General features: G+C 74.8%; 20 protein-coding genes and 1 pseudogene. 10 read left to right on the forward strand and 11 right to left on the reverse strand.

Translation table 11 applies throughout. The features are described 5' to 3' along the window. The first annotated feature begins 58 nt into the window (after positions 1-58). Positions 59-1,828 (forward strand): NAD(P)/FAD-dependent oxidoreductase, encoded by a 1,770-nt coding sequence (locus tag ACSUPT_RS12255; RefSeq protein ID WP_351964462.1) that lies wholly within the window; start codon positions 59-61, stop codon positions 1,826-1,828. Positions 1,829-1,982: 154 nt separating this feature from the next. On the opposite strand, the gene ACSUPT_RS12260 is transcribed toward ACSUPT_RS12255, so the two are convergent. The 6 genes from ACSUPT_RS12260 to ACSUPT_RS12285 form a co-directional block, all read right to left on the reverse strand. Then, a complete protein-coding gene (locus tag ACSUPT_RS12260; RefSeq protein ID WP_351964463.1) occupies positions 1,983-2,486 on the reverse strand; it encodes a DinB family protein in 504 nt (167 codons plus the stop codon). A 39-nt stretch (positions 2,487-2,525) separates the two neighbouring features. Then, positions 2,526-2,843: a cupin gene (locus ACSUPT_RS12265; RefSeq protein WP_351964464.1), complete on the reverse strand. Its 318-nt coding sequence runs from the start codon at positions 2,841-2,843 to the stop codon at positions 2,526-2,528. Positions 2,844-3,200: 357 nt separating this feature from the next. Further along, on the reverse strand, positions 3,201-3,896 hold the full coding sequence (locus ACSUPT_RS12270; protein WP_399218877.1) for a class I SAM-dependent methyltransferase: 696 nt from the start codon (positions 3,894-3,896) through the stop codon (positions 3,201-3,203). A gap of 477 nt (positions 3,897-4,373) precedes the next feature. After that, positions 4,374-5,939 (reverse strand): APC family permease, encoded by a 1,566-nt coding sequence (locus ACSUPT_RS12275; protein ID WP_351964465.1) that lies wholly within the window; start codon positions 5,937-5,939, stop codon positions 4,374-4,376. A gap of 258 nt (positions 5,940-6,197) precedes the next feature. After that, positions 6,198-7,130 carry a threonine/serine dehydratase gene (locus ACSUPT_RS12280; RefSeq protein ID WP_351964466.1) on the reverse strand — a complete coding sequence of 311 codons (933 nt, stop codon included), beginning with the start codon at positions 7,128-7,130 and terminating at the stop codon, positions 6,198-6,200. A 1-nt stretch (position 7,131) separates the two neighbouring features. Beyond that, positions 7,132-7,995: a proline hydroxylase gene (locus tag ACSUPT_RS12285; RefSeq protein ID WP_351964467.1), complete on the reverse strand. Its 864-nt coding sequence runs from the start codon at positions 7,993-7,995 to the stop codon at positions 7,132-7,134. Between the two features lie 185 nt (positions 7,996-8,180). Here ACSUPT_RS12285 and ACSUPT_RS12290 point away from each other — a divergent pair, with 185 nt between their 5' ends. Continuing rightward, positions 8,181-8,930 (forward strand): SDR family oxidoreductase, encoded by a 750-nt coding sequence (locus ACSUPT_RS12290; RefSeq protein ID WP_351964468.1) that lies wholly within the window; start codon positions 8,181-8,183, stop codon positions 8,928-8,930. A gap of 64 nt (positions 8,931-8,994) precedes the next feature. Here ACSUPT_RS12290 and ACSUPT_RS12295 read toward each other — a convergent pair whose 3' ends face one another. Then, positions 8,995-9,588, reverse strand: coding sequence for a pentapeptide repeat-containing protein (locus tag ACSUPT_RS12295; protein ID WP_399218874.1), 594 nt, complete (start codon positions 9,586-9,588; stop codon positions 8,995-8,997). Between the two features lie 164 nt (positions 9,589-9,752). Between ACSUPT_RS12295 and ACSUPT_RS12300 the strand changes: the two genes are divergently transcribed. Both ACSUPT_RS12300 and ACSUPT_RS12305 read left to right on the forward strand, forming a co-directional pair. Beyond that, positions 9,753-12,902, forward strand: coding sequence for a BTAD domain-containing putative transcriptional regulator (locus ACSUPT_RS12300; protein WP_436944257.1), 3,150 nt, complete (start codon positions 9,753-9,755; stop codon positions 12,900-12,902). A 198-nt stretch (positions 12,903-13,100) separates the two neighbouring features. Further along, positions 13,101-13,325: a hypothetical protein gene (locus tag ACSUPT_RS12305; protein ID WP_351964471.1), complete on the forward strand. Its 225-nt coding sequence runs from the start codon at positions 13,101-13,103 to the stop codon at positions 13,323-13,325. 136 nt (positions 13,326-13,461) lie between these two features. On the opposite strand, the gene ACSUPT_RS12310 is transcribed toward ACSUPT_RS12305, so the two are convergent. After that, complete coding sequence (locus ACSUPT_RS12310; protein ID WP_351964472.1) at positions 13,462-13,752, reverse strand: hypothetical protein; 291 nt, start codon at positions 13,750-13,752, stop codon at positions 13,462-13,464. Here ACSUPT_RS12310 and ACSUPT_RS12315 point away from each other — a divergent pair. Together ACSUPT_RS12315 and ACSUPT_RS12320 are read left to right on the forward strand one after the other, a co-directional pair. Further along, complete coding sequence (locus ACSUPT_RS12315; protein WP_361664479.1) at positions 13,742-13,966, forward strand: hypothetical protein; 225 nt, start codon at positions 13,742-13,744, stop codon at positions 13,964-13,966. The two genes, ACSUPT_RS12310 and ACSUPT_RS12315, sit on opposite strands and share 11 nt — an antisense overlap. 195 nt (positions 13,967-14,161) lie before the next feature. Continuing rightward, entirely contained in the window at positions 14,162-15,058 is an 897-nt protein-coding gene (locus ACSUPT_RS12320; protein WP_436944258.1) for a hypothetical protein, read from the forward strand. A 31-nt stretch (positions 15,059-15,089) separates the two neighbouring features. On the opposite strand, the gene ACSUPT_RS12325 is transcribed toward ACSUPT_RS12320, so the two are convergent. Then, positions 15,090-17,570 (reverse strand): serine/threonine-protein kinase, encoded by a 2,481-nt coding sequence (locus ACSUPT_RS12325; protein ID WP_351964475.1) that lies wholly within the window; start codon positions 17,568-17,570, stop codon positions 15,090-15,092. 193 nt (positions 17,571-17,763) lie between these two features. Continuing rightward, positions 17,764-18,591, reverse strand: a complete 828-nt coding sequence (locus tag ACSUPT_RS12330) for a VOC family protein (RefSeq protein ID WP_351964476.1) — start codon at positions 18,589-18,591, stop codon at positions 17,764-17,766. Between the two features lie 664 nt (positions 18,592-19,255). Here ACSUPT_RS12330 and ACSUPT_RS12335 point away from each other — a divergent pair. The 4 genes and pseudogenes from ACSUPT_RS12335 to ACSUPT_RS12350 form a co-directional block, all read left to right on the forward strand. Then, positions 19,256-19,903 (forward strand): TetR family transcriptional regulator, encoded by a 648-nt coding sequence (locus ACSUPT_RS12335; RefSeq protein WP_351964477.1) that lies wholly within the window; start codon positions 19,256-19,258, stop codon positions 19,901-19,903. 234 nt (positions 19,904-20,137) lie between these two features. Then, complete coding sequence (locus tag ACSUPT_RS12340; protein WP_436944259.1) at positions 20,138-20,869, forward strand: pyridoxine/pyridoxamine 5'-phosphate oxidase; 732 nt, start codon at positions 20,138-20,140, stop codon at positions 20,867-20,869. 110 nt (positions 20,870-20,979) lie between these two features. Continuing rightward, positions 20,980-21,669 carry a DUF4142 domain-containing protein gene (locus ACSUPT_RS12345; RefSeq protein WP_436944260.1) on the forward strand — a complete coding sequence of 230 codons (690 nt, stop codon included), beginning with the start codon at positions 20,980-20,982 and terminating at the stop codon, positions 21,667-21,669. 68 nt (positions 21,670-21,737) lie between these two features. Beyond that, positions 21,738-22,892: pseudogene (locus ACSUPT_RS12350) on the forward strand (flavin-containing monooxygenase); the annotation flags it as partial. 238 nt (positions 22,893-23,130) lie between these two features. Here the strand turns inward: ACSUPT_RS12350 and ACSUPT_RS12355 are convergent. Next, positions 23,131-24,477 (reverse strand): hypothetical protein, encoded by a 1,347-nt coding sequence (locus tag ACSUPT_RS12355; RefSeq protein WP_436944261.1) that lies wholly within the window; start codon positions 24,475-24,477, stop codon positions 23,131-23,133. Positions 24,478-24,644 lie beyond the last annotated feature (167 nt).

Here is a 24,644-nt window from a genome sequence, read left to right on the forward strand (position 1 = left end):
CGACCAGAACAGCGGCACTTCCACGTACCCACGTACCAGCGGACGAGAGGTTCAGAACGTGCGGGAGTACTACGACGTCGTGATCATGGGTGGCGGCCCGGCCGGGTCCACCCTCGGCGCCCTGCTGGCCCAGCGCACCGACCTGCGGATCGCCCTCTTCGACCGGGAGGTCTTCCCGCGCGAGCACATCGGCGAGTCCTTCGCGCACCCGGTCGTGCCCGCGCTCCAGGAGAGCGGGGCGCTGGCGAAGGTGCTGTCCAGCCCGTGCTGGGTGAAGAAGTTCGGCGGGGTGTACGCCTGGGACCCCGGGCAGCCGAGCGTGGCCCTCTTCGACCAGGCGCCGTTCGAGAAGGACGGGGTGCACCGGTGGACGATGCACGTCGACCGCGCCGAGTTCGACCACATCCTGCTCGACCACGCCGCCGACGTGGGCGCGGAGGTCTTCCAGGGCGTCGCCGTCACCGCGTACGAGCCGGACGGGCAGGGCGGGGTGGTGCGCCTCGGCGACGGCCGGTCGGTGCGCGCCGGGTACTTCGTGGACGCGTCGGGCCGGCAGAGCAGCGTGTCGGCGGCCCGCAACAAGCGGGGCTGGCTGTCGAACTTCAAGAACATCGCCATCTGGCAGCACTTCACCGGCTGCGAGCTGACGCAGAACCTCGCCGAGGACTGGAACGTCTTCAGCGCCGACAACCTCTCCCCCATCGGCTGCTTCGCGTTCCGCGACGGCTGGTGCTGGTTCATCCCCGTCCCGAAGGTCATCGGCGGGAAGCGGGTGCTGACCCACTCGGTCGGCATCGTCACCAACCCGGCCGTGCTGAAGGAGCCGGGGCGGGACTTCACCGACCAGAAGACGTTCCTGGAGACGGTGCGGCAGGTGCCGTATCTGAAGGAGCTGGTCCGGGACGCGGTGCCGGTCGCGCCGGAGATGCTGACGGCGACCAACTACTCGCGGGTGAGCGAGGAGTTCGCCGACTACGACGAGCGGCATCTGCTGGTGGGCGACGCGGCGTTCTTCGTGGACCCGCTGTTCTCGTCGGGTGTCGCGGTGGCGCTGACGCAGGCGTCGGCCGCGGCGCTCCTCCTGCAGAAGACGGTCGGCGGCGAGCTGGACGAGGCGGACCGGCGCGCGCTGTGGCGCGACTACAACGACAAGTGGCACGGCACTGCGGAGACGTTCGCCCTGATGATCGACCAGTGGTACCACGCCATCGCGAAGAACAACCCGGGCAGCGTGTACTGGAACACCCGGGGCACCGGTGCGGACCTGGGCATCCGCGAGCAGACCTTCGACGCGCTGCTGAACACGTCGTTCCAGCCGACGCTGCTGGAGGTGCTGACGCACGGCACCCGCAGGATCGAGGACCTCGACGCGGCGGGCCCGTACCTGGCGGCGACCGCGCTGGCCGACCCGGCGGACCTGACCGACGACGCGGTGGTGGCGCTCGCGCCGGGCGCGGCGATCCGCGACAGCGTGACGCTGACGGTGCCGGGCTTCAAGGCGACCCACCCGCCGGCCACGGTCCAGCTGCCGCCGGCCGTGCTGGAGGGGATGACGGAGTACTGGCGCAACCCCCTCACCCGCTCGGAGGCGGCGCCGTCGCCGCTGCGCGACACGGTCCCGTGCCGGCGGATCTACTCGCGGGACGACCCGCACGGCCCGAGCGTGGCGGCTGACCCGCGCGTGGACGGGGTGGACGAGCTGTGGTCGCTGCTGGAGGCGGGCCCGGTGAAGTACGGCGAGATCGCCCCGCGCCTGAGCCCGCTCCAGACCCGCCTGGTCAAGCGCCTGTGCGTGGCGGGCTTCCTGCGGGTCACCCCCGCGTCGTAGTTACGGCCGCCGGGTGCGTCCCGCGGGGCGCGCCCGGCGCCCGGACCGTCACAGCCGGGCCCCGTACGGCCGGCCCCTGCCGGAGCGGGGTCCTCCGCCGGGTGGGGCGAGCCGCGAGGCGGCGGCATGGTCGTACGGCGGGGCGGGGCGCCCGTCAGGTGCCGGTGGTGCCGTCGGTGAGTTCCCGGATGGCGTCGAGGTGGCCGTTGTGGCGGGCCGTCTCCTCGATGAGGTGCAGGAGGATCCAGCGCAGCGAGACGTGGACGCCGTCGCGGACCGGGCGCCGGGCCGTGGCGTCGAGGTCGTGTCCGGCGATCACGTCGCGGAGGCGGTCGCTCTGCTCGCGGTACTCGGCGATCAGCCGGGGCAGCGGGATGTCGAGGGCGATCCGCATCTCCCGGTCGGGGTCCTCGCGGGTCCACGGCGTGCGGTCCTCCTCGCCGAGGAACACCGCCTCCAGCCAGTAGTGCTCGACCCACCGCAGATGGCTGATCAGTCCGGCGGCGGTCATCAGCGGGGAGTGCGGCAGCGGCGCGCTGCGGGCGCCGTCGGCGCCCAGGCCGTCGCACTTGGCGATCGCGGTGTCGCGGACGTAGTCGAGGAAGGTGACGAGGTGCGCGCGCTCGTCGGGCGCGGCGGGCATGTCGGTGCGTGTCATGCCCGCATGCTTCCGGCCGCGCCTTCCCGTGTCGAACGGTTAGTCGTTGACGGCCGTCAGCAGGAACGCCGTGTCCGTCACCGCCGTGAGGCTGTGCCGTTCCGGTGGGATGAGGAAGAGGTCGCCCATCGTGAGCTCGATGTCGTCCGACGCCGTCTTGAGCTTGACGACCCCGCGCAGCACCTGCAGGGAGGCGGCGGGCGGGGCGTTGTGCTCGTCCAGCTTCGTGCCGGCGGTGAGCGCGATGACGGTCTGCCGCAGCGGCCGCTCCCTCAGCAGCAGGTTGGCGCTGCGCCCGTGCTCGGAGCGGTGGGCGGCGACCAGGTGTTCCTCGGCGATGGCGTAGAGGTCGTACATTCCTCCACCCTGCACCCACGCCGCCCACCCCGCACGGGAAGCGCGTGCGGGCGGGGGCCCGGACACCCCATGGCCCCCGAGACGCCACCCGACGGGCCCCGGCGACGCCGCACGGCCGGGGCCCCCTGTGCGGGAGCCGGTACGTCCCCGGGGCGGGGCCCCGCAGCCATGGCGGACGCGTGCTCGCGCCGGTCACGCAGCGGTGGTCACCTCGGCCTGGTAACTGCGGCCGCGCCCGCCGAGGAGGGCGCCGTGGTCCTGGGCGGCTCGGCGGTCAGGGCCCGGATCGCCGCCGGGCCCAGGTCATCGGCCCCGTGACCCTGGTGTTCCGGCACCTGGGCGAGTACGGCGCGGGACTCAGGTCGCGGGGTGCTCGGCCGTGACGAGGAAGGTGGCGGCGGCTCTTGGGCCTTCCCCGGCGGGCAGCTCCTCGACGCGGATCGCGGTGAACCCGGCTTGGTCCAGGACCTTGGTCCAGACGTGCTCCTGGAGCACCCACCGGCGCATGGTGGTGCTCTCGCCACCCGGGGTCCTCGCCGGCACCTCGGCGGCGGTGACGTCGGGCTGAGCGGGCTCGCCGGACAGGTGGTGGGCGAGGGTGGAGAAGACCAGGCGTCCGCCGGGGCGGAGCGCGTCAGCGGCGGCCGGCAGCAGCTCGTGTGGGTCGGTGAAGTCCACCGCCCCGAAGACGCTGTAAAGCACATCGTAGGCACCGGCGTGCGCGCGGAGGTGGGCGACCGCGTCCTGGTGGACGAGGTGCAGGCGCGGGGCGAGCGAGGCGTAGAGCGCGGTCGCCATGTCGTGCTGTGCCGGGGAGGCGTCCACGGCGTCGATCCGGGCCGGGGTGTGGTGCGCGGCCAGGTGCGCGGCGTGGCGGGCGGCTCCGGCGCCGAGGTCGGCCAGGGTCTTGCCGGTGAGGTCGCCGAGGACTTCCGGGCCCGGCCCGCCGTCCTGGCTCCAGGACCAGTGGAAGGTGTCGGGGACGGCGTGGTCCTGCTCGGCACGGACACGGCCGTAGTGGTGCCATAGGTCTGTGGTCGTCACCCGGTTCATCCTGGCGGCATCACGCGCCGGATGTCGCCGGACAGCCGGCCCAGCGGCACCCTCGGGCCGCCGGTGTGCGGGAGCCGCACACGCCGTGTCCGCCCCGGCGAGCTGAGGCAGCGGCGCGGCCTGCCTGACGACACCTGGGGCGCCGTCTGGCAGCGCGTACCGCGCGAGGACTTCTCACCCGACGGGTGTGGAGGCAGGGCCCCGACCGGTGCGTGCCCGTCCACGGCGACGGGCATCTGCCCGTCCCCGCCCGGCTTCCCGACCTCGGGCTCGCCCTGTACGCGGGCGCGCGGCTGCCGGGTGTACTGGGCCGCGAGGACCGGCCGATGTACGCGTGGGTCCGGGCGGGAACTGGCCGGCTGGTCCATGGTCATGGGGCTGTGACGGCTGAGGGGCCCGGAGACGCGCGCGGCCGGAGCCCTGGTGGGGCTCCGGCCGCGGGTGGCTCAGGTGGGGGGTGGGCGGGATGCGCCGGGGTCAGTCCTCGACGACCAGCGCGGGGGTCTCCTTCGTGAGGATCTCGCCGCGGAAGAAGGCCGGGCTGCGGCGCTGCATGACCAGCATGAGGACCGCGCCGAGCAGCAGCAGGCCCACGCCGATCACGAAGACCGAGCCGACGCCGAAGACGGACGAGCCGCTGCCGTACGCCGGGTCCCACATGTCCGTGAGGGTCTGGGCGAAGACGGCCGTCAGCATCAGCCCGCCGAGGCCCGGCAGGACGCCCTTGACCAGCAGGTCGCGGACGGAGCCGGTGAGCTCGCGGCGGAAGAACCAGACACAGGCGAAGGCGGTGATCGCGTAGTAGAAGCAGATCATCAGGCCGAGCGCGTAGATCGTGTCGACCAGGACGTTCTCGCTGACGAGGGTCATCACCGAGTAGAACACGCCGGTGGCGACACCGGCGACGACGGTCGCGCGGCCGGGGGTCTTGTGGACCGGGTGCACCTTGGCGAAGGCCGGCGGGAACGCCTCGTACGTGGACATCGCGAGCGCTGTGCGGGCGACCGGGATGAACGTCGTCTGGAGGCTGGCGGCGGCGGACGCCAGGACGGCGACGAAGAGCAGGATGCCGAGGCCGGAGCCCATGACCGGGGAGGCCAGGGCGGCGAAGACGTTGTCGGAGGTCTCCGGGTTGCCCAGGCCGAGGCCCTTCTCGCCGACGCCCGCGTACATCTGCACGGCGACGGCGACCATCAGGTACGAGGAGACGATCACGACCATGGCCAGCATGGCGGCGCGGCCGGGGGTGCGGGCGCTGCCGACGCTCTCCTCGTTCACCGACAGGCAGGTGTCCCAGCCCCAGTAGATGAAGATCGACAGGGAGAGGCCCGCGGTGAACGCGGCGAAGGAGTCGACCGCGAAGGGGTTCATCCACGTCCAGGAGAAGGACAGGGACCCGGCGATGTCGCCGGCCTTGGTGACGGCCATCCCGGCGAACAGCACGATCACGACGAGCTGGAGGCCGACCAGGGCGTACTGGAGCGACTTGGTGGCGGTGATGCCGCGGTAGCTGATGAAGGTCGCGACGGCCACGAAGGCGAGGGTCGTGAGGATGTGGACGGCCTTGTTGCCGTCGAGCGCGGCGATCGAGGGATCACCGGTGATCTCGCCCGCGGTCAGCCAGAAGAAGGACGTGGCGACACCGGCCAGGTTGGACAGGACGACCACGGTGGCGACGAGGAGGCCCCAGCCGCACATCCAGCCGACCTTGGGGCCGAACGCCTTCACCGACCAGGTGAAGGAGGTGCCGCAGTCGGGGACGGCCTTGTTCAGCTCGCGGTACGCGAAGGCCACCAGCAGCATCGGGAGGAAGCCCGCGAGGAAGATCGCGGGCATCTGGAGGCCGACCTCGCCGACCGTGGCGCCGAGTGTCGAGGTCAGGCAGTAGACGGGGGCGACGGTCGAGATGCCGATGACGGCACCACCCATCAGCCCGACGGAGTTCCCGCCGAGGCCCTTGGTGCGTACGCCGCCGTTCTCGCCCGTCGCGTCGACGTTCCTTACCGTGTCTCCGGCCTGGGGCCGTGCTTCCACCTGAGTCATGCCCAGGACGTTAGGTGCTGCGGTTTCCACATCCGGAGGATGGAACTCCGCGATCTCCGCCTTCAGTTCTGCGGGATGAAACGGACCCGCAGCAAGGATTTCATGGTCTGTTCAGTTTTGAATCATGTATCTCTTAGCCGCAGCGGCAGGTGTTCGGTATGCGGGAACCGCAGCCATGTCTGTTTTGCCCGTTTCAAAAATTTCCCGTGCCGTTTTCCGACGCGCCGGCCGTCCCACGCCGACGCCGCGCGGGCCGCCTCACGCGGGGCGCGTCAGGTCCCCCGGGTCCGTGTTCGCCCCGCACAGCACGACCGCGACCCGCTCCCCCTCCGCGGGCCCGTACGCGCGCAGCCCCGCCAGCGCCGTGGACGCCGCGTGCTCCACGGCGATCCGGTGCCCGTCCCACAGGTCCTGCCGGGCGCGCACGATCTCCTCGTCCGGCACGAGCACCGAGCGCACGTCGTAGCGCAGCGCCGCGTCCAGCGCCAGCGGCGTCACCCGCCGGGCGCCCAGCGCGTCGGCGGCGACCGACCTGACCGGCACGTCCACGACCTCGCCCGCCTCCAGCGCCGCGTTCAGCGCCCGGCACTCCTCCGGCTCGACGGCCACCACCCGCACGCCGTGCTCGTGCGCCGACGCGGCGACCCCGGCGAACAGCCCGCCGCCGCCCACGGACACCACGACCGTGTCCAGGCCGGGCAGCCGCTGGTGCAGCTCCTCCATGAGGGTGCCCGCGCCCGCCGCGATCAGCGGATGGTCGTACGCGTGGGAGGCGAGCGCCCCGCTCTCGGCGGCGTACGCGCGGCAGGCGTCCAGCGCGTCGGCGTACTCCCGGCCGGACAGCCGCACGTCGGCGCCGTACCCCCGCAGCCGGGCCACCTTCACGGGCGGCGCGGTCTCCGGCAGGAACACCGTCGCCCGCACGCCCTGCGCGCGGGCCGCCCAGGCGCAGGCGAGTCCGGCGTTGCCGCCCGACGCGATGGTGACGCCCGCCTCGGGCAGGGTGCCGGCCTCCTGGTGGGAGCGGATGAAGTTGATGGCGCCGCGCGCCTTGAACGATCCCGTGTGCTGGAGGAACTCCAGCGCGAACCAGGTTCCGCCAAAGTCGCCCGGCGCGACCGCGAGGGGCCTGACCCGGCCCTCGACCCGCCCGGTCGCGGCCTTCACGTCCTCGTACCTGAGGTCATCCATGTCAGGACCATACGACGAGCCGGCCGCCGCTCGTGAGGCCGAGGAAGAACGCGAAGGCGATGCGCCGCCCGGCGCCCTCGTTGGCCGCCACCGCGTGGAAGTGGGCCGGGCAGAACAGCAGCCCGTCGCCGAGGTGCGGCGGCAGCTCCACGCACTGGCCGCCCTCGACGGCACGCGGCCGGTAGCCGTACGCGTCGCGGTGCTCCTCGTCGGCCGGGTCCCAGCGGTGGCGCCACACGGTGGTCGCCCCGCCGCCGGACGCGACGCTCACGTACAGGTTGAACGCCAGCTGCGCGATGACGTCCTGGTCGAACAGGCCGCAGGGGAACTCGCGGTTGATGTCGTCGTAGTGCATCAGCAGCCCGGCGTTGATCTCCCGCGCGGTGCCGCCGAAGGCCGCGCGGCCGCCGATCGTCGCGGGCTCCACCGGCGCACCCCACGCCTCACCGAGCCGGTCCAGGGCGTGCGCCACCGGGTCGGGGCTGATCGCGGCGCGCTCCCAGGCGGTGCGGGCGGCGTCCGCCTCGGCCCAGTAGCGCTCGGCGTCCAGGCCGCCCGAGGGCAGCCGGTGGTCGTTGAGCGCGGGCCCGAAACGCAGCACGGGCGTCGGCACCCGGCCGGGGTCGTACGGTGCCGTCGGCAGCCGGTCCAGCGCCTCGGTGACGGCCCGGCAGCCGGCGGGCCCGAGGAACCGGGGGACGCGTACGGCGGCGAGCGTGCCGCTCGCGAGCCGGGCGAGGTGCCGGGCGGTGAACGCCGGCGCGTCCACGGCGGTGAACAGCGGGTCCCCGCCGGCCGGCGGGGCGGGCGTGGTCCGGACACCCCGGGCGGCGGGCCTGGTCGGCCTGGTCGGTGCTGAGGCCATGTCGCCTCCCTCGGATGGAGGACATACGGCGTGTTTTCGACCATACGGCGGCCCCTTCCGGCCCGCATGTCCGGTTTCCGTCGGCCCGTACGGGCGCTTGCGGGAAACCGCCCCGCGCCCGGCGGGCGGCCCCTAGATTCTGAGGCTGTCGGACGCCGCAGGGGCGGGAAGCACAAGGAGGGGCCATGGACGTCTTACGGGGCAGGACCGCCGTCGTCACCGGAGGTTCGCGGGGGATCGGCCGGGGCATCGTGGAACGGCTCGCGCGGGACGGGGCGGAGGTCTTCTTCAACTACGCGCACGAGCGGGAGGCCGCCGACGACGCCGTACGGGAGGTGAAGGCGGCCGGAGGCAGCGCCCGCGCCGTACGGCTGGACCTGGCGGAACCGGGCGCGGCCGAGGAGCTGATGCGCACCGCGTCGGAGGAGTCGGCCGCCGGGGAGGTCTCCGTGCTGGTCAACAACGCGGCCGTCGGCTTCACCCCGACGCCGCTGGACGAGACGGGCGAGGAGCTGTTCGACCGGGCGATGACGGTCAACGCGCGGGCGGCGTTCCTGACGGTCCGGTACGCGGCCCGGTTCATGCCCGAGGGCGGCCGGATCGTCAACGTGTCGACCCTCAACACGACCCGGCCGGGGCGCGGCATCGTGCCGTACATGATGAGCAAGGGCGCCCTGGAGCAGCTGACGGCCGCCGCGGCGGTGGAGCTGGGCCCGCGCGGGATCACCGTGAACACCGTGTCGCCCGGCGCGACGGACACCGCCCTGCTGCGCGGCACGAACCCGCCGGAGGCCCTGGAGATGGCCGTCGGCCTGACCCCCCTGGGCCGCCTCGGCGAACCGTCCGACATCGCGGCGGTGGTGGCCTTCCTGGTGGGCCCGGACGGCGGCTGGGTCACCGGCCAGAACATCCGCGCGACGGGCGGGCTCGGCTGAGGCCGCCCACTCCAGGGGTGGCGCGGGGGCACGGGGGGCGCGGGCGTGCGGCGCGGCGTCCGGGTCAGGTCACCCGGTAGCCGAGGGCCGTCGCGAGGACCGCGGCCTGCTGGAGGTCGATGCGGGCGCCCGCCGCCTCCACCGCCCTCGGGTCGAGCGCCGACAGGTCGCTGCCCCGCAGGTCGGCGCCGCGCAGGACGGCGCCCCGCAGCCGCGCGCCGGACAGGTCGCACCGCGTGACCTCGGCGTCGTCCAGCCGGGCGCCCGCCAGATCGGCCTCGCGCAGCCGCACCCCGGTCAGCTCGGCCCGGCGCAGGTCGGCGCCGCCCAGCGCGGCGTACGACCAGTCGCCGCCGTCCACCGCGAACAGGCGGAACTCCGACTCCTGGAAGCGGCTGCCGACCGCCTTGCACCCCTCGAACCGCGCGTCGAAGAAGACGCACCGGCGGAACGAGCAGTTGGTGAACGCCGACCCCGCGTGCCGGGACGCGTTGAACCGCACCCCGGAGAACGCGCAGCGGTCGAAGGACGCCCCCTCGCTGACGCCCTCCGTCCAGTCCGTGTCGTAGAAGACGCACTCCTCGAACACGTCGCCCGCGCCCAGTTCGCGCCCGTACCAGTCCTCGCCCCGTACGACGAGGTCACGTGTGATCGGCATTCCCCGATCCAAGCGCACAAGCCGCGATATGACGACACGTCACATGTGTCGGTGTCGTCGGGATGTGTCACGACCTTGTGCGGAGCGTCGCCCGATGCTGACGCGCCCGCCGTTCACAAGGCAGACTGTGGGCGGCGATACCAGCGGTACGGGCAGGGGGAGCTATGGGCCGTGGCAACGGGCCGCGAGTGCCGGAGCAGCGTGTTCCACGGCAGGCGCAGGCACCGGGCGGTCAGGCACCGGACGACGGCCTGGCCTCCGATGAGCCGCGCCCCGCCGCCGGCGCCGACGTGCCCCGCGCCGCGCCGGAGCAGGAGAGCGGGGCGGAGGACCGCGCCGGCCGGCTCGGCACCGTCCCCGCGGACGACGCGGACCGGCGCGGAGCGCACGGCGCCGACACCTCCGGGACCCGCGCCGATCTGCGCTTCGCGGTGCTCGGCCCCGTACGGGCCTGGCGCGACGGCGAACCGCTCCCCTCCGGCTCCCCCCAGCAGCGCGCCCTCCTCGCCGCGCTGCTGCTGCGCGAGGGCCGCACGGCCACCGCCGCCGAGCTGATCGACGCCATCTGGGGCGAGGAGCCCCCCTCGCAGGCGCTCGCCGCGCTCCGCACGTACGCCTCCCGCCTCCGCAAGGTCCTCCCGCCCGACGTGCTGGTCAGCGAGTCCGGCGGGTACGCGATCCGGGGCGCCCCGGACGCCCTCGACCTGAACGTGGCGCAGGAGCTGGCGGCCGAGGCCGAGAAGGCCCGCGCCGGCGGCGACCGCGCCCAGGCGGTCGCCCTGATCAACAAGGCGCTCGGCCTGTGGGACGGCGAACCCCTCGCCTCCGTGCCGGGCCCGTACGCCGAGACGCAGCGCGCCCGCCTGGAGGAGTGGCGGCTCCAGCTCGTCGAGACCCGCCTCGACCTGGACCTGGAGTGCGGCCGGCACGCGGAGGCCGTGTCCGAGCTGACCGCGCTGACCGCCGCGCACCCGCTGCGCGAGCGGCTGCGGGAGCTGCTGATGCTCGCCCTGTACCGCAGCGGCCGCCAGGCCGAGGCGCTCGCCGTGTACGCCGACACGCGCCGCCTCCTCGCCGACGAACTGGGCGTCGACCCGCGCCCCGAACTGGCCCGGCTCCAGCAGCGCATCCTGCAGGCCGACAGCGAACTGGCCCAGCCCGTCGAACAGCCCGCACCCGCCAAGGCCGCCGTCGCACGCCCCGCCCAACTGCCCGCCTCGGTGCCGGACTTCACCGGCCGGGCGGCGTTCGTGCGGGAACTGGGCGATCTGCTCGCCACCGCCGAGGGCTCCGTCATGGCCGTGTCGGCGCTCGCCGGCATCGGCGGCGTCGGCAAGACCACCCTCGCCGTCCACGTGGCGCACCAGGCGCGGCCCCGCTTCCCGGACGGGCAGCTGTACGTGGACCTGATGGGCGCCGGCTCGCGGGCCGCCGAGCCGGAGACCGTCCTCGGCTCGTTCCTGCGCGCCCTGGGGACGCCGGACGACCAGGTCCCGGAGACCCTGGAGGAGCGGGCCGCGCTGTACCGCTCCACGCTCGCGGGGCGCCGCGTCCTCGTCCTGCTGGACAACGCCCGCGACGCCGCGCAGGTGCGTCCGCTGCTGCCCGGGACGGAAGGCTGCGCGGCGCTCGTCACCAGCCGCGTCCGGATGCTCGACCTGGCGGGCGCGCACCTGGTGGACCTGGACGTGATGTCCCCGGACGAGGCGCTCCAGCTGTTCACCCGCATCGTGGGCGCCGAGCGGGTGCGGGCGGAGCGGGAGGCGGCCCTCGACGTGGTCGCCGCGTGCGGGTTCCTGCCGCTGGCCATCCGGATCGCCGCGTCCCGGCTGGCCGCCCGGCGCACCTGGACGGTGTCCGTGCTCGCGGCGAAGCTCGCCGACGAACGGCGCCGCCTGGACGAGCTGCGGGCCGGCGACCTGGCGGTGAAGGCCACGTTCGAGCTCGGCTACGGACAGCTGGAGCCCGCGCAGGCCCGCGCGTTCCGGCTGCTGGGCCTCGCGGACGGGCCCGACATCTCCGTGGCGGCGGCCGCGGCGGTGCTGGACCTGCCGCCGGAGGAGACCGAGGACCTGCTGGAGAGCCTCGTCGACACGTCGCTGCTGGAGTCGGCCGCGCCCGGCCGCTACCGCTTCCACGACCTGGTCCGGCTGTACGCCCGCGTGTGCGCCGAACGCGACGAGCAGCCCCCCGCCGAACGCGAGGCCGCCCGCTCCCGCCTCCTGGACTTCTACCTGGCGACGGTGGCCCGCGTGTACGCCATCGAACGCCCCGGCGACCGCCTCGTCGACCACCTGGAACCCACCACGTACGAGGGCCTGGCCTTCACGGACCGGCACGAGGCACAGGACTGGCTGTACCGGGAGGCCAACTGCGTGCTGGCGTGCGTCCGCCAGGCCACCGCGTGCGCCACGCCCGGCAGCCACCTGCGCCGCGCGGTGGACCTGCTGTGGGCGGCGAAGGACCTGACCGAGTCCGGCGCGAACTCCAAGCAGTACGAGTCGGCCGCCGTCGCCGCCTGCGAGGCCGCGCGGGCGGCCGGGGACGCCCGCGCGGAGGGCCGGGCCCGTACGACGCTCAGCAACGTCCACCTGGTGGCGGGCCGCTACGACGAGGCCGACCGCGAGGCCCGCGTGGCCCGCGACCTGGCGGTGGCGGCGGGCGACCCGGCACCGGTGTACTGGGCGGACAACGACCGGGGGATCATCGCCATCATGCAGGGCCGGTACGAGGACGCCGAGGAGCACCTCGTACGGGCCACGGACGGCTCCCGGGAGGTCGGCAACCTGCCCAGCGTGGCGACCGCCCTGTGCAACCTGTCCCGCGTGCACCTGCTCACCGGGCGCTCGTCCAGCGCCATCGACCTGGCCCGCCAGGGCATCGAGATCTACGACCGGCTCGGCCTCACGATGCGCCTGGCCAACGGCCGTTACGCGCTGGGCGTGGCCCTCAGCCACGCGGAGCGCCACACGGAGGCCCTGGAGGAGTTCGCCGAAGCGCTGCGGATCTTCACCAGGAACCGGCAGCGGCTCTGGGAGGGCGCGACGCACTTCCGCATCGCCGAGGCGCGGTTCAGGTCCCGGCAGCCCGCGCGCGCCGCCCAGCACGCGGAACAGGCGCTGGCGCTCGGCTGCATCGGCGGGGACCAGATGCGGGGCAACATCCTGGTGCTGCTCGGGAAGGCGCTGCGGGTGCTCGGGCAGACCGACCGGGCCCGCGCCTGCCTGCGGGAGGCGCTCGCCCTGTACGAGCGGGTGGGTGCGCCGGAGGCGGACGACGTCCGCGCCCTGCTGGCCCCGTCGGCCGCCGCCTGAGCGGCCGGGGCACGGGCGTTCAGCATTCGTTTATGCGTGTCCGGCATGGTTCTTCGTACACGGTCCGTCGCGTCGGGGGGCACACGGGCCGGAGGCGGCCACCGTTAGGGTGGGCCGTCCTTGGACGCCCGTTCGACGGCCATCGGGGGAGTCGCCGAACGGGCGTTGCCCAGTCATACGTCAAGGGGAGAGACGCGCATGAGTGACAAGAAGCCCGAAGAGATCATCACCACGATGGACAACCACGTCCCCGCCCCTCCCCGGGACGGCTTCGTGACCATGGACAACCACGTCCCGGCCCCGCCCAAGGACGGCGTGACCGCCGAGGACGTCGTCACCACCATGGACAACCACGTCCCGGCTCCGCCGCTGGACGGGATCGTCACCATGGACAACCACGTCCCGGCGCCGCCGGCGAAGTAAGCCAACCCGCACGGGGTGCGGCCGCGGTGGCGCGGAGGGGGAGCCACCGCGGCCGCTGCATGTGCGCGGTCCCCAACGCCGTGTGGGGCCGGCCCGTCACGGGCCGGCCCCACACGGCGTTGCGGTGGTGTCGGGGTCAGCTCAGGTTGCGGCTGGCCTTGGTGACGACGCACTGGCTGTACTCGGAGCCGTTCTGCGTGCCCGAGTACGGGGCGGTGGCCTCGGCGGTCTTCGTGCCGTTCGCCGGGACGACCAGGTCGTCGAGGAGGGCGATCGCGGTCGGCGTGCCCGAGCCGGCCGCGCCCTTGAAGTGGACGGTCGCGTCGTACGAGTAGTCGACCGAACCGTCGTTGGTGACGGTCAGGCGGGCGACGAGGTTCTTGCCGGACGCGTCCATCTTGCACTCGGCGATCTTGATGTCCCGCATCGCCGAGTTGGAGCTCGAACCACCCGGCACGGACACGCCGCCGCCGCTGCTGCTGGAGCCGCTGCCGTCCGTGTCGCTGTGGCTGCCGGAACCGCCGCTGGAGCTGGAGCTGCTCCCGGAGCTGGAGGAACCGCCGCAGCTGCCGCCGCCGGAGCCGCGCGCGCCCGTCAGGGCGACCAGGACCACGCCGAAGACGGCGACCGCGCGAACGTGACGCATTTTCACGTTTCAACCCCCGTTGAAAGTGGAAGAATAGAAGGCTCGTTCTGACGAGCGCACGTCACCCTAGCAGCGCCCGGCGCCCGGTGTTCGCGCCGCGGGTGATTTCCCCGGCCGCAGCCGGGTACTCGGACCGCCGGACCGGACCCGGAACGGGCGGTCCGGCACCCGGAGCCGAGGGAGGCCGAGGATGATCCGCAATGTCATCGGCGCCGTCCTGGCCGTCGTGGGAGCGGTCGCGGCCGTCTGGAGCGTCTTCCGCGCCTGGTACGACGGGCGCCTGGGGCGGCACTACGAGATCGGCGACCTGTTCGGCGGGATCACCTCCGGCAGGGCCGATCTGTGGACGTCGCTGTTCCTGCCGATGGCCTTCGCGGCGCTGCTCACGCTGGTGGGGCTGATGCTGCGGTCCCGGCTCGCGGTGGCGCTGGCGGGGCTGGTGGTCCTGGGGTTCACCGTCCTGTGGATGGTGCAGCAGGGCCGGGCGGCCGGAAGCCTCACGGTGAGCGGCGACGAGCGGGGTGTCGGCTCGGGCGCCGGTCTCGCGCTCGGCGGCGGGCTGCTGTTGCTGCTGGCCGCCGCGGTGATGGCGGGGCGGCTGCGCGGCCGGATGCTGGGCCGCGACCGGGACGGCAGGGACCACCACGGGGGCGCGGCGTACGCCGGGGCCGGTGCGGGCGCCGGGGACGCCGCCGGGGAGGGGCGGCTGCGGGGACGGCGGCGGCGCGGGCAGCCGGCGCCCGACGCGATCCCCGGGCCGGACGACCCGGCGTACCCGGGCTACCCGGAGGACACCCCCCACCGGGGCGGCGGCTACCAGGACCCCCACGACCAGCGCGGATACGCCGATCCCCATGACGGGCGCGGATACGCGGACCCGCACGACCAGCGCGGATACGCCGATCCCCATGACGGCCGCGGATACGCCGACCCGCACGACCCGCACGACCCGCACGACCAGCGCGGGTACCAGGACCAGGGCGGATACGAGGACCAGGGCCGGTACCGGGACCCGCGCGACCAGGAGACCCGCCCGTACGAGCGGCCGCCGGGGCGGGGCGACCACCCGGACGACCGCCGGTACTAGGGCCCGGCGGGCCCGCAGGCGCGGGACCCGCTCACGCGGTGGGCCGGGGCCCCGTCGCGGTGCCCTTCGCCGCGTCCAGGGCGTACACGCACCGGTCCTTGCTGCACGCGTACACGACGCCCGCGCGGGCCACGGGCGAGCCGGTGATCTCGCCGCCCGTCGTGAGCTTCCAGCGCAGCTGCCCGCCCGCCGCGTCCAGCGTGTACAGGACGTGGTCGGCGGAGCCGAAGTGCAGCCGGCCCTCCGCCACGACGGGCGCGCCGACGATCTCGCCGCCCGCCGCGAACCGCCACTTCGGCGTGCCGGTCACCGCGTCGAGCGTGTACAGGGCGCTGCCGCTGCCGACGTGGACGTCGCCGTTGACGACGAGGACCGGCTCGATGGACTGCCGGGACTCGGTGGCGATGCGCCAGCGGTCCTTGCCGGTCGTCGCGTCGAGGGCGTACACCGTGCCGAGGTAGTCCGCGAGGTACACCCCGCCGCCGGTCACCGAGGGCCCCGGCGCGAAGGCGGGCGGCGACAGGAACACGGCCGGCGCCTCGAAGTGCCAGCGGACGTGCCCGGACATGATGTCGACGGACAGCACCCGCGTCCCGGCGGCGACGTACACATAGCCGTCCTCCGCGGGCGTGACGCGCACGGGGACGCCCCCGCAGGACGCGGCGTCCCCGATGGGGTACGACCACCGCTCGGTGCCGCTGCGGGCGTCGAGCGCGCGCAGCCGGGCGTCCTGCCACACGTACACCGTGTCGCCGTGCACGGCCGGACCGGCCTCGGGGGTCTCGAAGTCGGTCTGGGCGCCGGTCAGCTCCCACAGCTTGGCCCCGTTGGACGCCTCCCACGCCTGGACGCCGCCGCCGCGCGTGCCGGTGACGACGGTGCCCCGGTCGGTCTTGAGGGAGTACACCCACGCGTCCGTCTGGAGCCGCCACAGCTCGCCCGCGTCCAGGGCGTCGAGCGCGTACAGGGTGGGCCCGTCGGAGGCGTGGATGCGCCCGGCGGCGACCGCCATGGACCAGGCGACGTCGCGGGTCTTGAACTGGCGTCGGCCGGTGCCCACGTCGAGCGCGTGGACCTCGAACGACGTGACGTAGAGGAGGTCGCCCTCGACGACAGGCGTGCCCCACACGTCGTTGGACATGCGGAACCGCCACGGCCGCCAGTGGCCGGGCGCGGGCGGCGGCGCGGCGACGGTCGGGCCGCCGTCGGCCGCGGGCTGGGACGGGCCGCCCTGGGCGCCGGTTCCGGGCAGCGGGCGGCCGGTGGGCGGCGGGGCGTCGGGGCCGGTCAGCCCGGCCGGCGGGCGCACCCAGCCGGTGGCGGGGCCGGCCGGGTCGGGTGCGGCGGCGGAGCGGCCGTCGGGGCGGCGCGGACCGGGGCCGATGGGCACCTTGGCGCCGGGCAGGCGGACGGGCGCGCCGTCGTGCGGTCCGGGGGCGGGCGGCTGCGCGGGCGGGTGGCCGGGGCCGTGTCCCGTACGGGGGTCGTTGCCGCGCCAGGCCGGGTCCCAGTCCTGGCCGGGCGCCGGGGCGCCGGGGGCGGGCGCGCCGGGCGAGCCGTGGGCGCCGGGCGGGGCGGGCGGCGGTCCGGGCGGGGCGGCGGGGGCCGGCGGGGCGGAGGGGCGGCCGCCGCGGCGCCGCTCGATCATGGCGGTGGCGCTGGCCGGCAGCCACGCGGACGCCGTGCCGCTGTCGTCGCCGCCCGCGAACAGGTGCGGGGCGAGCTGCGCCTGCAGGTCGGCGGGGGTGGGGCGGCGCGTCGGGTCCATCTGCATGCAGGACTCGATCAGCGGGCGCAGCTCGTCGGGCAGGCCCTCCAGGTCGGGGCCCTCGCGGAGCAGCATGAAGACGGTCTCGACCGGGTTGGCGCCGTGGAAGGGCGCGTGCCCGGTGGCGGCGAACACCAGCGTGGAGCCGAGCGAGAACACATCGCTCGCCCCGGTGACGCTGCGCGAGTCCCGCGCCTGCTCGGGCGACATGTAGGCGGGCGTTCCGACGGCGACGTTGGTCATCGTCAGCCGGGTGTTGGAGACGCCGGACGCGATGCCGAAGTCGATGACGCGGGGGCCGTCCTCCACGACGAGGACGTTGGACGGCTTCAGGTCGCGGTGGACGAGGCCCGCGCCGTGGATGGACTGCAGGGCCTCGGCGACGCCGGCGGCGAGCCAGCGCACGGCGGGCGCGGGCAGCGGCCCGCACTCGTTCACTATCTCCTCGAGCGAGGGCGCCGGCACGTAGGCGGTGGCGAGCCACGGCACGGCGGCGCGCGGGTCGGCGTCCACGACGGCGGCCGTGTAGAAACCGGACACGGCCCGCGCGGCCTCGACCTCCCGCGTGAAGCGGACACGGAACAGCTGGTCCTCGGCGAGCTCGGTCCGTACGGTCTTGATCGCCACGCGGCGGCCGGACGCCGACCGCGCGAGATACACCAGGCCCATGCCGCCGGCGCCGAGCCGTCCCAGCACCTCGAACGGGCCGATCCGTCTCGGGTCGTGCTGCGTCAGCTGCTCCACTTGCCTGCCACCTCCCCGTCAGGGCCATGGGGGTACGACCCTGTGCACCCTGATTCTTCCTGTCCGGGGCGGTGGTTGCGAACCCGGGGGCGGATCGGGGTGTCTCACCCGTAAGGGGACACCCGTGTGAGGGACGGGCACGTCACGATGTGGACGGGAACGGGCGTTTTCCGGCCATGCGGCCGGTCGCCGGTCAGGCGGCCTTCGCCTCGGCGAGTACGGCGAAGGCGGCGCCCTGGTTGTCGGCGAGCAGCGCGATCCGGCCGTACGGGGTGTCGAACGGGTCCTCGGTGACGCGCCCGCCGAGGCGCACGGCGGTGGCGACCGTCTCGTCGCAGTCGGCGACCGCGAAGTACACGAGGAAGTGGGCGGGCATCTCGGCGGGGAAGGCCCCGCCGATCACGCTGCGCCCGCCGATGGCGTCGGCGTCGGTGGGCTCGCCCTCCCCGGCGGGCGACCAGACGCGGAAGTCGGCGGACGGGTCGTCGAGGTCGCGGGTGCGGTAGCGGAAGACGGTGGCGTAGAAGGCGTCGACGGCGTCCTTGTCGCGGGCCCGCGTGTACACCTCGGTCCAGCAGTACGAGCCGGGCAGGCCCTCCTTCTCGAAGCCGGCGCGCCCCTGGGCCTGCCAGATGCCGAAGACGGCCCCGCCGGGGTCGGCGGCGAGCGCGGTGATGCCGGCGGCGCCGACCCGCATGGGCTCGGTGATGATCTGCCCGCCGGCCTCCCGGACGCGGGCGGCCAGCCCGACGGCGTCGGCGGTGGCGAGGTAGACGCCCCAGGCGGTGGGCATGCGCCCGTCGCGTTTGGGGGCGAGCCCGGCGACGCGCAGTCCGTCGCTGAGGGCGGTGGCGTACGGGCCGTACGTCTCGCCGCTGTCGGTGAAGGTCCAGCCGAACAGCTCGCCGTAGAAGCGCTTGCCGGCCTCCAGGTCGGGGAGCAGCACGTCTGCCCAGCACGGCGTGCCCTCGGGCCGCTCGTCCGGGGCGCCTGCGGGGGTGCGTGCCGTGGTCGCGGCCATGGGCGTGGTCCCTTCGCTGCGCACGGGCGGGGCACGGGTGTGCACGGGCGTGCACCGGGCGTGGTCGCCCGTCACGGCCACGCTAATGCGGGTGCGGGCGGGCCGCAGCCCCGGCCGGTTCGTCCGGGTGCCCCGGAGGGGGTGCCGCCCGGCGCGGGTCCCGCCGGAGGGAGTCCCGCCGGAGGCGATCCAGCCGGAGGCGATCCAGCCGGAGGCGATCCAGCCGGAGGCGATCCAGCCGGAGGCGACCCGCCGGAAGAGGCTCCGACGGCGGGCGTTCGCGGGTGCGCGTTCCCCGCGAGGGGTTTTCCGGCGGCCCGGTGGTTATCGGCACGGCGGAGGCTTCCGCCGAACTGATCGGCGGTATCGGTCGCGGCACGGTTTCCGGCTGCCGGGAAGTTCTCGGGGCGGAGTTGTCCACCGATGTTTTCCACAGCCTGTTGATAATCTTCTTGAACGGAAAAATACCGAGATAGCGGAGGATGGAAGGACGCAAAGGGCCGCCGAGGGCCCCCACGGGAACACGGACAGTCACCCGCGCATCCGTTTGCGGAACCTCTTCCGTACGCCGCGCAAAACCCGTCCGGAACAGCGCGCACACGGCCTCGCACCCATTTGCAGTCGGCCGAATCGCGCGCCGAACACCCCTCGGTAAGCTGACGGCATGACAGGACAAGTACGCACCGTCGACGGCCGCGTGGCCGGTCGGCGCGGCCAGGCGACGCGGCAGAAGCTGCTCGACTGCCTCAGCGAGATGCTCAGCTCCTCGCCGTACCGGGACGTCAAAGTCATCGACGTGGCCCGGAAGGCGGGCACTTCACCTGCGACCTTCTATCAGTATTTCCCCGACGTGGAGGGCGCTGTCCTCGAGATCGCCGAGGAAATGGCCAAGGATGGCGCAGGATTGACCGAATTGGTGTCGGGCCGGTCCTGGGTCGGCAAGGCGGCGAAGCAGGCGTCGGAGGAGCTCGTGGAGGGCTTCCTCGACTTCTGGCGGCGCCATGACGCGATCCTGCGCGTGGTCGATCTGGGCGCCGCCGAAGGCGACAAGCGGTTCTACAAGATCCGTATGAAGGTGCTGGGTTCGGTCACCGGCTCCCTCACGGAAGCGGTGAAGGAACTCCAGGCCAAGGGCCGGGTCGACAAGGACGTGAACCCGGCGGCGATGGCCGGCGCGCTGGTGACGATGCTGTCGTCGGTGGCGTCCCACCAGAAGGGCTTCCAGACGTGGGGCGTCAAGCAGGCCGAGCTGCGGCCGAGCCTCGCGCTGCTGGTCCACCTCGGCATCACGGGCAAGAAGCCGGCGAAGTAGCGGCACCCGCTGCGGCGGTGCGTACGGGACCTCCCGTACGGGCCCTGGCCGCGGCGCGTACGGGGCGGCCCGTACGGCCCCCCTCCCCCGCGCTCCGGCGCGCCCGTCCGCCCGCTCCCGGCGCCCCGGGCACGGCACGTCCTGTCACGCCGCCGGCGGCCGTCCCGCGACGACCGCCGCCGGCACCCCGTGCCCGGGCCCCGCACACCCCGCCGCGCGGCGGATGATGTCGGCATGACGCACGCCCCGCGCCCCCACTCCGCGCCCGACGCGACCGAAGCCCCCGCCACCCCGCCCGCCTCCACGGCCGGCGCCTTCGACGCGGCGCTGCGCGCGCTGCGGGTGTGGGACACCGAACTGCCCGCCTTCGACCCGGCGGACGCCCCGGACGACCCGCTGGAGCTGTTCCGCGCCTGGTTCCTCGACGCCGCCGCGGCCGGGCAGGCCGAGCCGCACGCGGCGCAGCTGGCGACGGCCGGCGCGGACGGCCTCCCCGACGTGCGGACGGTGATGCTGCACGGCGCCGACGAGCGCGGCTGGCGGTTCGCCTCGCACGCCACCAGCGCCAAGGGCCGCCAGCTGGCCGCCCGCCCCTACGCGGCGCTGCACTTCTACTGGCCGCTGCGGGCCCGCCAGATCCGCCTGCGCGGCCCCGTCGAGACGGGCACGGCCGAGGAGGCGTACGAGGACCTCCACGCCCGTACCACCGGCGCCCTCGCGGCGGCCCTCACCGGCCGCCAGAGCGAACCGCTCGCGTCGACGCGCGACCTGGCGGAGGCGAGCGAGGCCGCCTGGGAGCGGGCCGCGTCCGACCCGGCCGCCCACGCCCCGACCTGGACGGTCTACCGACTGGTCCCGCAAGAGGCGGAGTTCTTCCAGGGCGACGCGCGGCGCCGCCACGTCCGCCTCCGCTACCGCCGCCCGTCGCCCACCGCCCCGTGGACCCGCGGCCTGCTCTGGCCCTGAGCGCACGCCCGTCCCGAACCGGCCGCACCGGACGCCGGATTGGCCGGATCGGTGTGAGCACGCGGGGCCGCCCCGTACGTATCCCTCCGCAAGCTGATCGAGGAGGGACCATGCATCCGAACCGTCGCGCCCTGCCCACCCCGCTGCGCCGCGTCCCCCGTGCCGCGTTCGCCGCCGTCGCCGCGTCCTGTGCCGCGCTGCTCGCGCTGTTCCTGCTGGTGCGGGGCGGCGGCGAGGAGGCGCGGGCCGGGCAGGCGGCGACCGTCGTCGCGGCGGACGGCGGCTACGGGGGCGCGGCCGGGGCCGCGGGCGGGCCGCAGCCGGTGACCGAGATCGACCGGACGTTCCTGGTGAAGGTGCGGCAGGCCGGGCTGTGGGAGATCCCCGCCGGGCGGCTCGCGCAGACGCACGGCCAGAGCGAGGCGGTGAAGCGGGCCGGGCTCCACCTGCTCGACGGGCACAGCAAGCTCGACCAGCTCGTCAGGGAGGACGCCCGCATCCTGGGCGTGGACATCCCGAACGAGGCCACGGAGGAGCAGCAGGGCTTCGTACGGCAGCTGGAGGCCACGCGGGGCGCGGAGTTCGACCGGATCTTCGCCAACATCCTGCGCTCGTCGCACGGCAAGATCTTCGCCACCATCGGCGAGGTCAGGGCCGCCACGCAGAACGACCTCATCCGCCGCCACGCCCGCGTGGCCAACGACACCGTCCTCGACCACATGGAGGTCCTGGAGGACACCGGACTGGTGGAGGCGCGCACCTTCGCGGAGGTGGAGGCGGCCGTCACGCCCCCTTCGTGACCCTTTCGCAACCGTTTCCCGGCTTGACCGGGACCCAACAACGCGGGCGGCGATTACGCTCGGCGTCCATGGCTTGTGCGAACGCCCCCTCTCCCGCCCCCGTGCTGGGCCCGCCCGTCTACGTGATCGGAGGCGGCCCCGGCGGGCTCGCCGTCGCGGCGGCGCTGCGCGGGCGGGGGGTGCGGGCCGTCGTCCTGGAGAAGGCGCCCGCCGTCGCCGCGACCTGGCGGCGCCACTACGACCGGCTGCGGCTGCACACGACGCGCCGCATGTCGGCGCTGCCGGGGCTGCCGATGCCCCGGTCGTTCGGCCGCTGGGTGTCGCGCGACGACCTCGTGCGGTACCTGGAGAAGTACGCCGAGGTGAACGGCCTGGAGGTCGTCACGGGCGTCGAGGTCGACCGGGTGGAGCGCGACGGCGACGGGTGGGTGCTGCACGCGACGGGCGGGCGGCGCCTGTCCACGCGGGCCGTCGTCGTGGCGACGGGCGCCGCGCACGTGCCCGTGCTGCCGGACTGGCCGGGGCGCGACGGGTGGCCGGGCGAGCTGCGGCACGCCGCCGCGTACCGTTCGGCCGCGCCCTACGCGGGCAAGGACGTGCTGGTGGTGGGCGCCGGCAACAGCGGGGCGGAGATCGCCGTGGACCTGGCGGAGGGCGGCGCGGCGCGGGTGCGGCTCGCGGTGCGGACCGCTCCGCACGTGGTGCGCCGCTCGGTCGCCGGCTGGCCCGCGCAGGCGACCGGGGTGCTGGTGCGGCGCCTGCCGGTGTGGCCCGCGGACCGGCTGCTGCGGGCGGTGGAGCGGGTGACGGTCCCGGACCTGACGGCGTACGGGCTGCCGCGCGCGGGCACCGGCCCGTACCGGCGGCTGCGGCGGGACGGCGCCGTGCCGGTGCACGACACGGGGCTCGTCGACGCGGTCCGGCGCGGCAGGGTGGAGCCGGTGGCCGCGGTGACGGGCTTCGGGCGCGACGGGGAGGTCACGCTGGCCGACGGCTCGGTGGTGCGCCCCGACGCGGTGATAGCGGCGACCGGCTACCGGGGCGGCCTGGAGGGCCTGGTGGGGCACCTGGGCGTGCTGGACGGGCGCGGCCGCCCGAGGGTGCGCGGCGCGCGCACGCTGTCGGCGGCGCCGGGCCTGTACTTCGTCGGCTTCCACCAGCCGCCGAGCGGCCTGCTGCGGGAACTGGCGGCGGAGGCCCGCCGCGTGGCCCGCGCGATAGCGGCCACCCCGCAGCCCCCGGCCCCGTACGGCGTCCACGGCGACCACGGCCCCGAGCTGCCCGCCGCACCCCGTGGGCCCCGCAAGTCCCGCAGGGGCCGGGCCGGTACGCCCCGGCGGCCGGCGGCCGGGGCCCCGGCCGCAGGGGCCGGGCCGGCCGGCGGGCCGGACGGCCCGACCGGTACGGCGCCGGGCCCCGACAGCCCCCCGGACTTCCTGGCGCCGGGGGCGATGCCCCCGGTCAGCCTGCCGCGTTGAGAACGAGCTTCGCGGTGTCGTTCTTCGGCTCCGGGTCGGTCGGACGGGCCTCGCCCCAGCCGCCGCGCAGGGTCAGCGTGCCGGTGGCGTCCGGGACGACGGTGTCGACGCGCAGGGTGAAGGGGAACGTCACCGTCTGCTTCTCGCCCACCCACATGGGCAGTTCGCACCGGTAGCGGGGCGCGCCCGCCGGGCCCTCGTACCAGTCGCCGTCGAGGGTGAGGCCGAAGCAGTTCCCGGGCGCGCGGGTGACGGTCGCGCCCCGCGGGACGACGAAGTCGACGGAGCCGACCGGGTCGCCGGACCGGAGGTTCGCGACCCAGCCCGGCCCCTTGTTCTGGAAGGTCAGGCCGACGGTGACGCTCTCGCCGGCGGCGGCCGAAACGTCGGCGCCCCGCACGGCGAAGTCGCTCGTGTTGGCGACGCGGACGGCGCCGTACAGGCCGTTGTCGTACGGCGACAGGTCCTGCGCGCCGCCGCCGGGCTCGACGGTCACGTCCAGCCGCTCGTGGAACGCGTACGGGGCGGCCTTCGCCGTCAGCACGGCCGGCAGGCGGAACGTGCCGCCCGGTTGGATCACGTCGTCGAAGGCGCAGTCGACGCGGCTGAGCGGGACGTACCCGTCGGTCCCGTCGAGCGGCGTCGTGGTGCAGTGGGGGTCGACGGCGCCGACGTCCAGGCCGCGCGTCACGTACATAGTGACGCGCACCCCGCGCGCCGCCTCGCCGCCCTCGTTGACGACGCTGAACGGCACGGACACGCTGTCGCCCGGCCGGATCTCGCCGGACGGCACGGTGCCGCGCACCACGAGGTCGGGCCCCGAGCCGAGCGTGACCGGCGTCTCCGCCTCGTGCGCGACCAGTTCCCCGACGCCGGGCTGGTTCGTGGCGGCACGGGCGGTGTACGCGATCCGGCCGGTCGCCCCGGCGGCGGCGCCCGCCGCGGCGCGGACCTGGAGGCGCACGCGCTCCCCCGTGTCCCCCGAGAGGGCCACCGACGGCACCGTGCACACGGCCGTCGTACCGGTGGGCGCACAGTTGTCGGGCCACGTGACCTCGGCGACGCCGGCGAGACCGGACACGTCGACGGTGATCCGCCCGTCGGTGACGGCGAAGTTGCCGTTGTCGTGCGACAGGCCGACCTCGACCAGCCGCTCCGGCCCGGCCGCGCCGCCGGCGCCGACGGGCAGCGTCGCCTCGTACGGCGCGCTGATCCACAGCTGGTCGCTCTGCGGCTCCTCGGCGAACGCGGGCGCCGCGCCCACCACGGAGGCGACGACGGCGACACAGAGGCCACGCGCGAGCGCACGCGTGGCGGCAGACTGCTTCATGGGACGGGGAGCCTCTCTCTTCAGGGACAACGCACCCATGACGACCAGCAGTTACGCCCCATGGTTGTACGTGCGCCGACAATCGCCCGTCACGCCCGTTCCCCCCATGCCAACTCGTGAGTAACCTGACCGGGCGTCATTCGGGGTCGGCTGTGCGACGGGCGGGA

Source organism: Streptomyces sp. SudanB25_2051 (assembly GCF_964272635.1).
Taxonomy (GTDB): Bacteria; Actinomycetota; Actinomycetes; order Streptomycetales; family Streptomycetaceae; genus Streptomyces.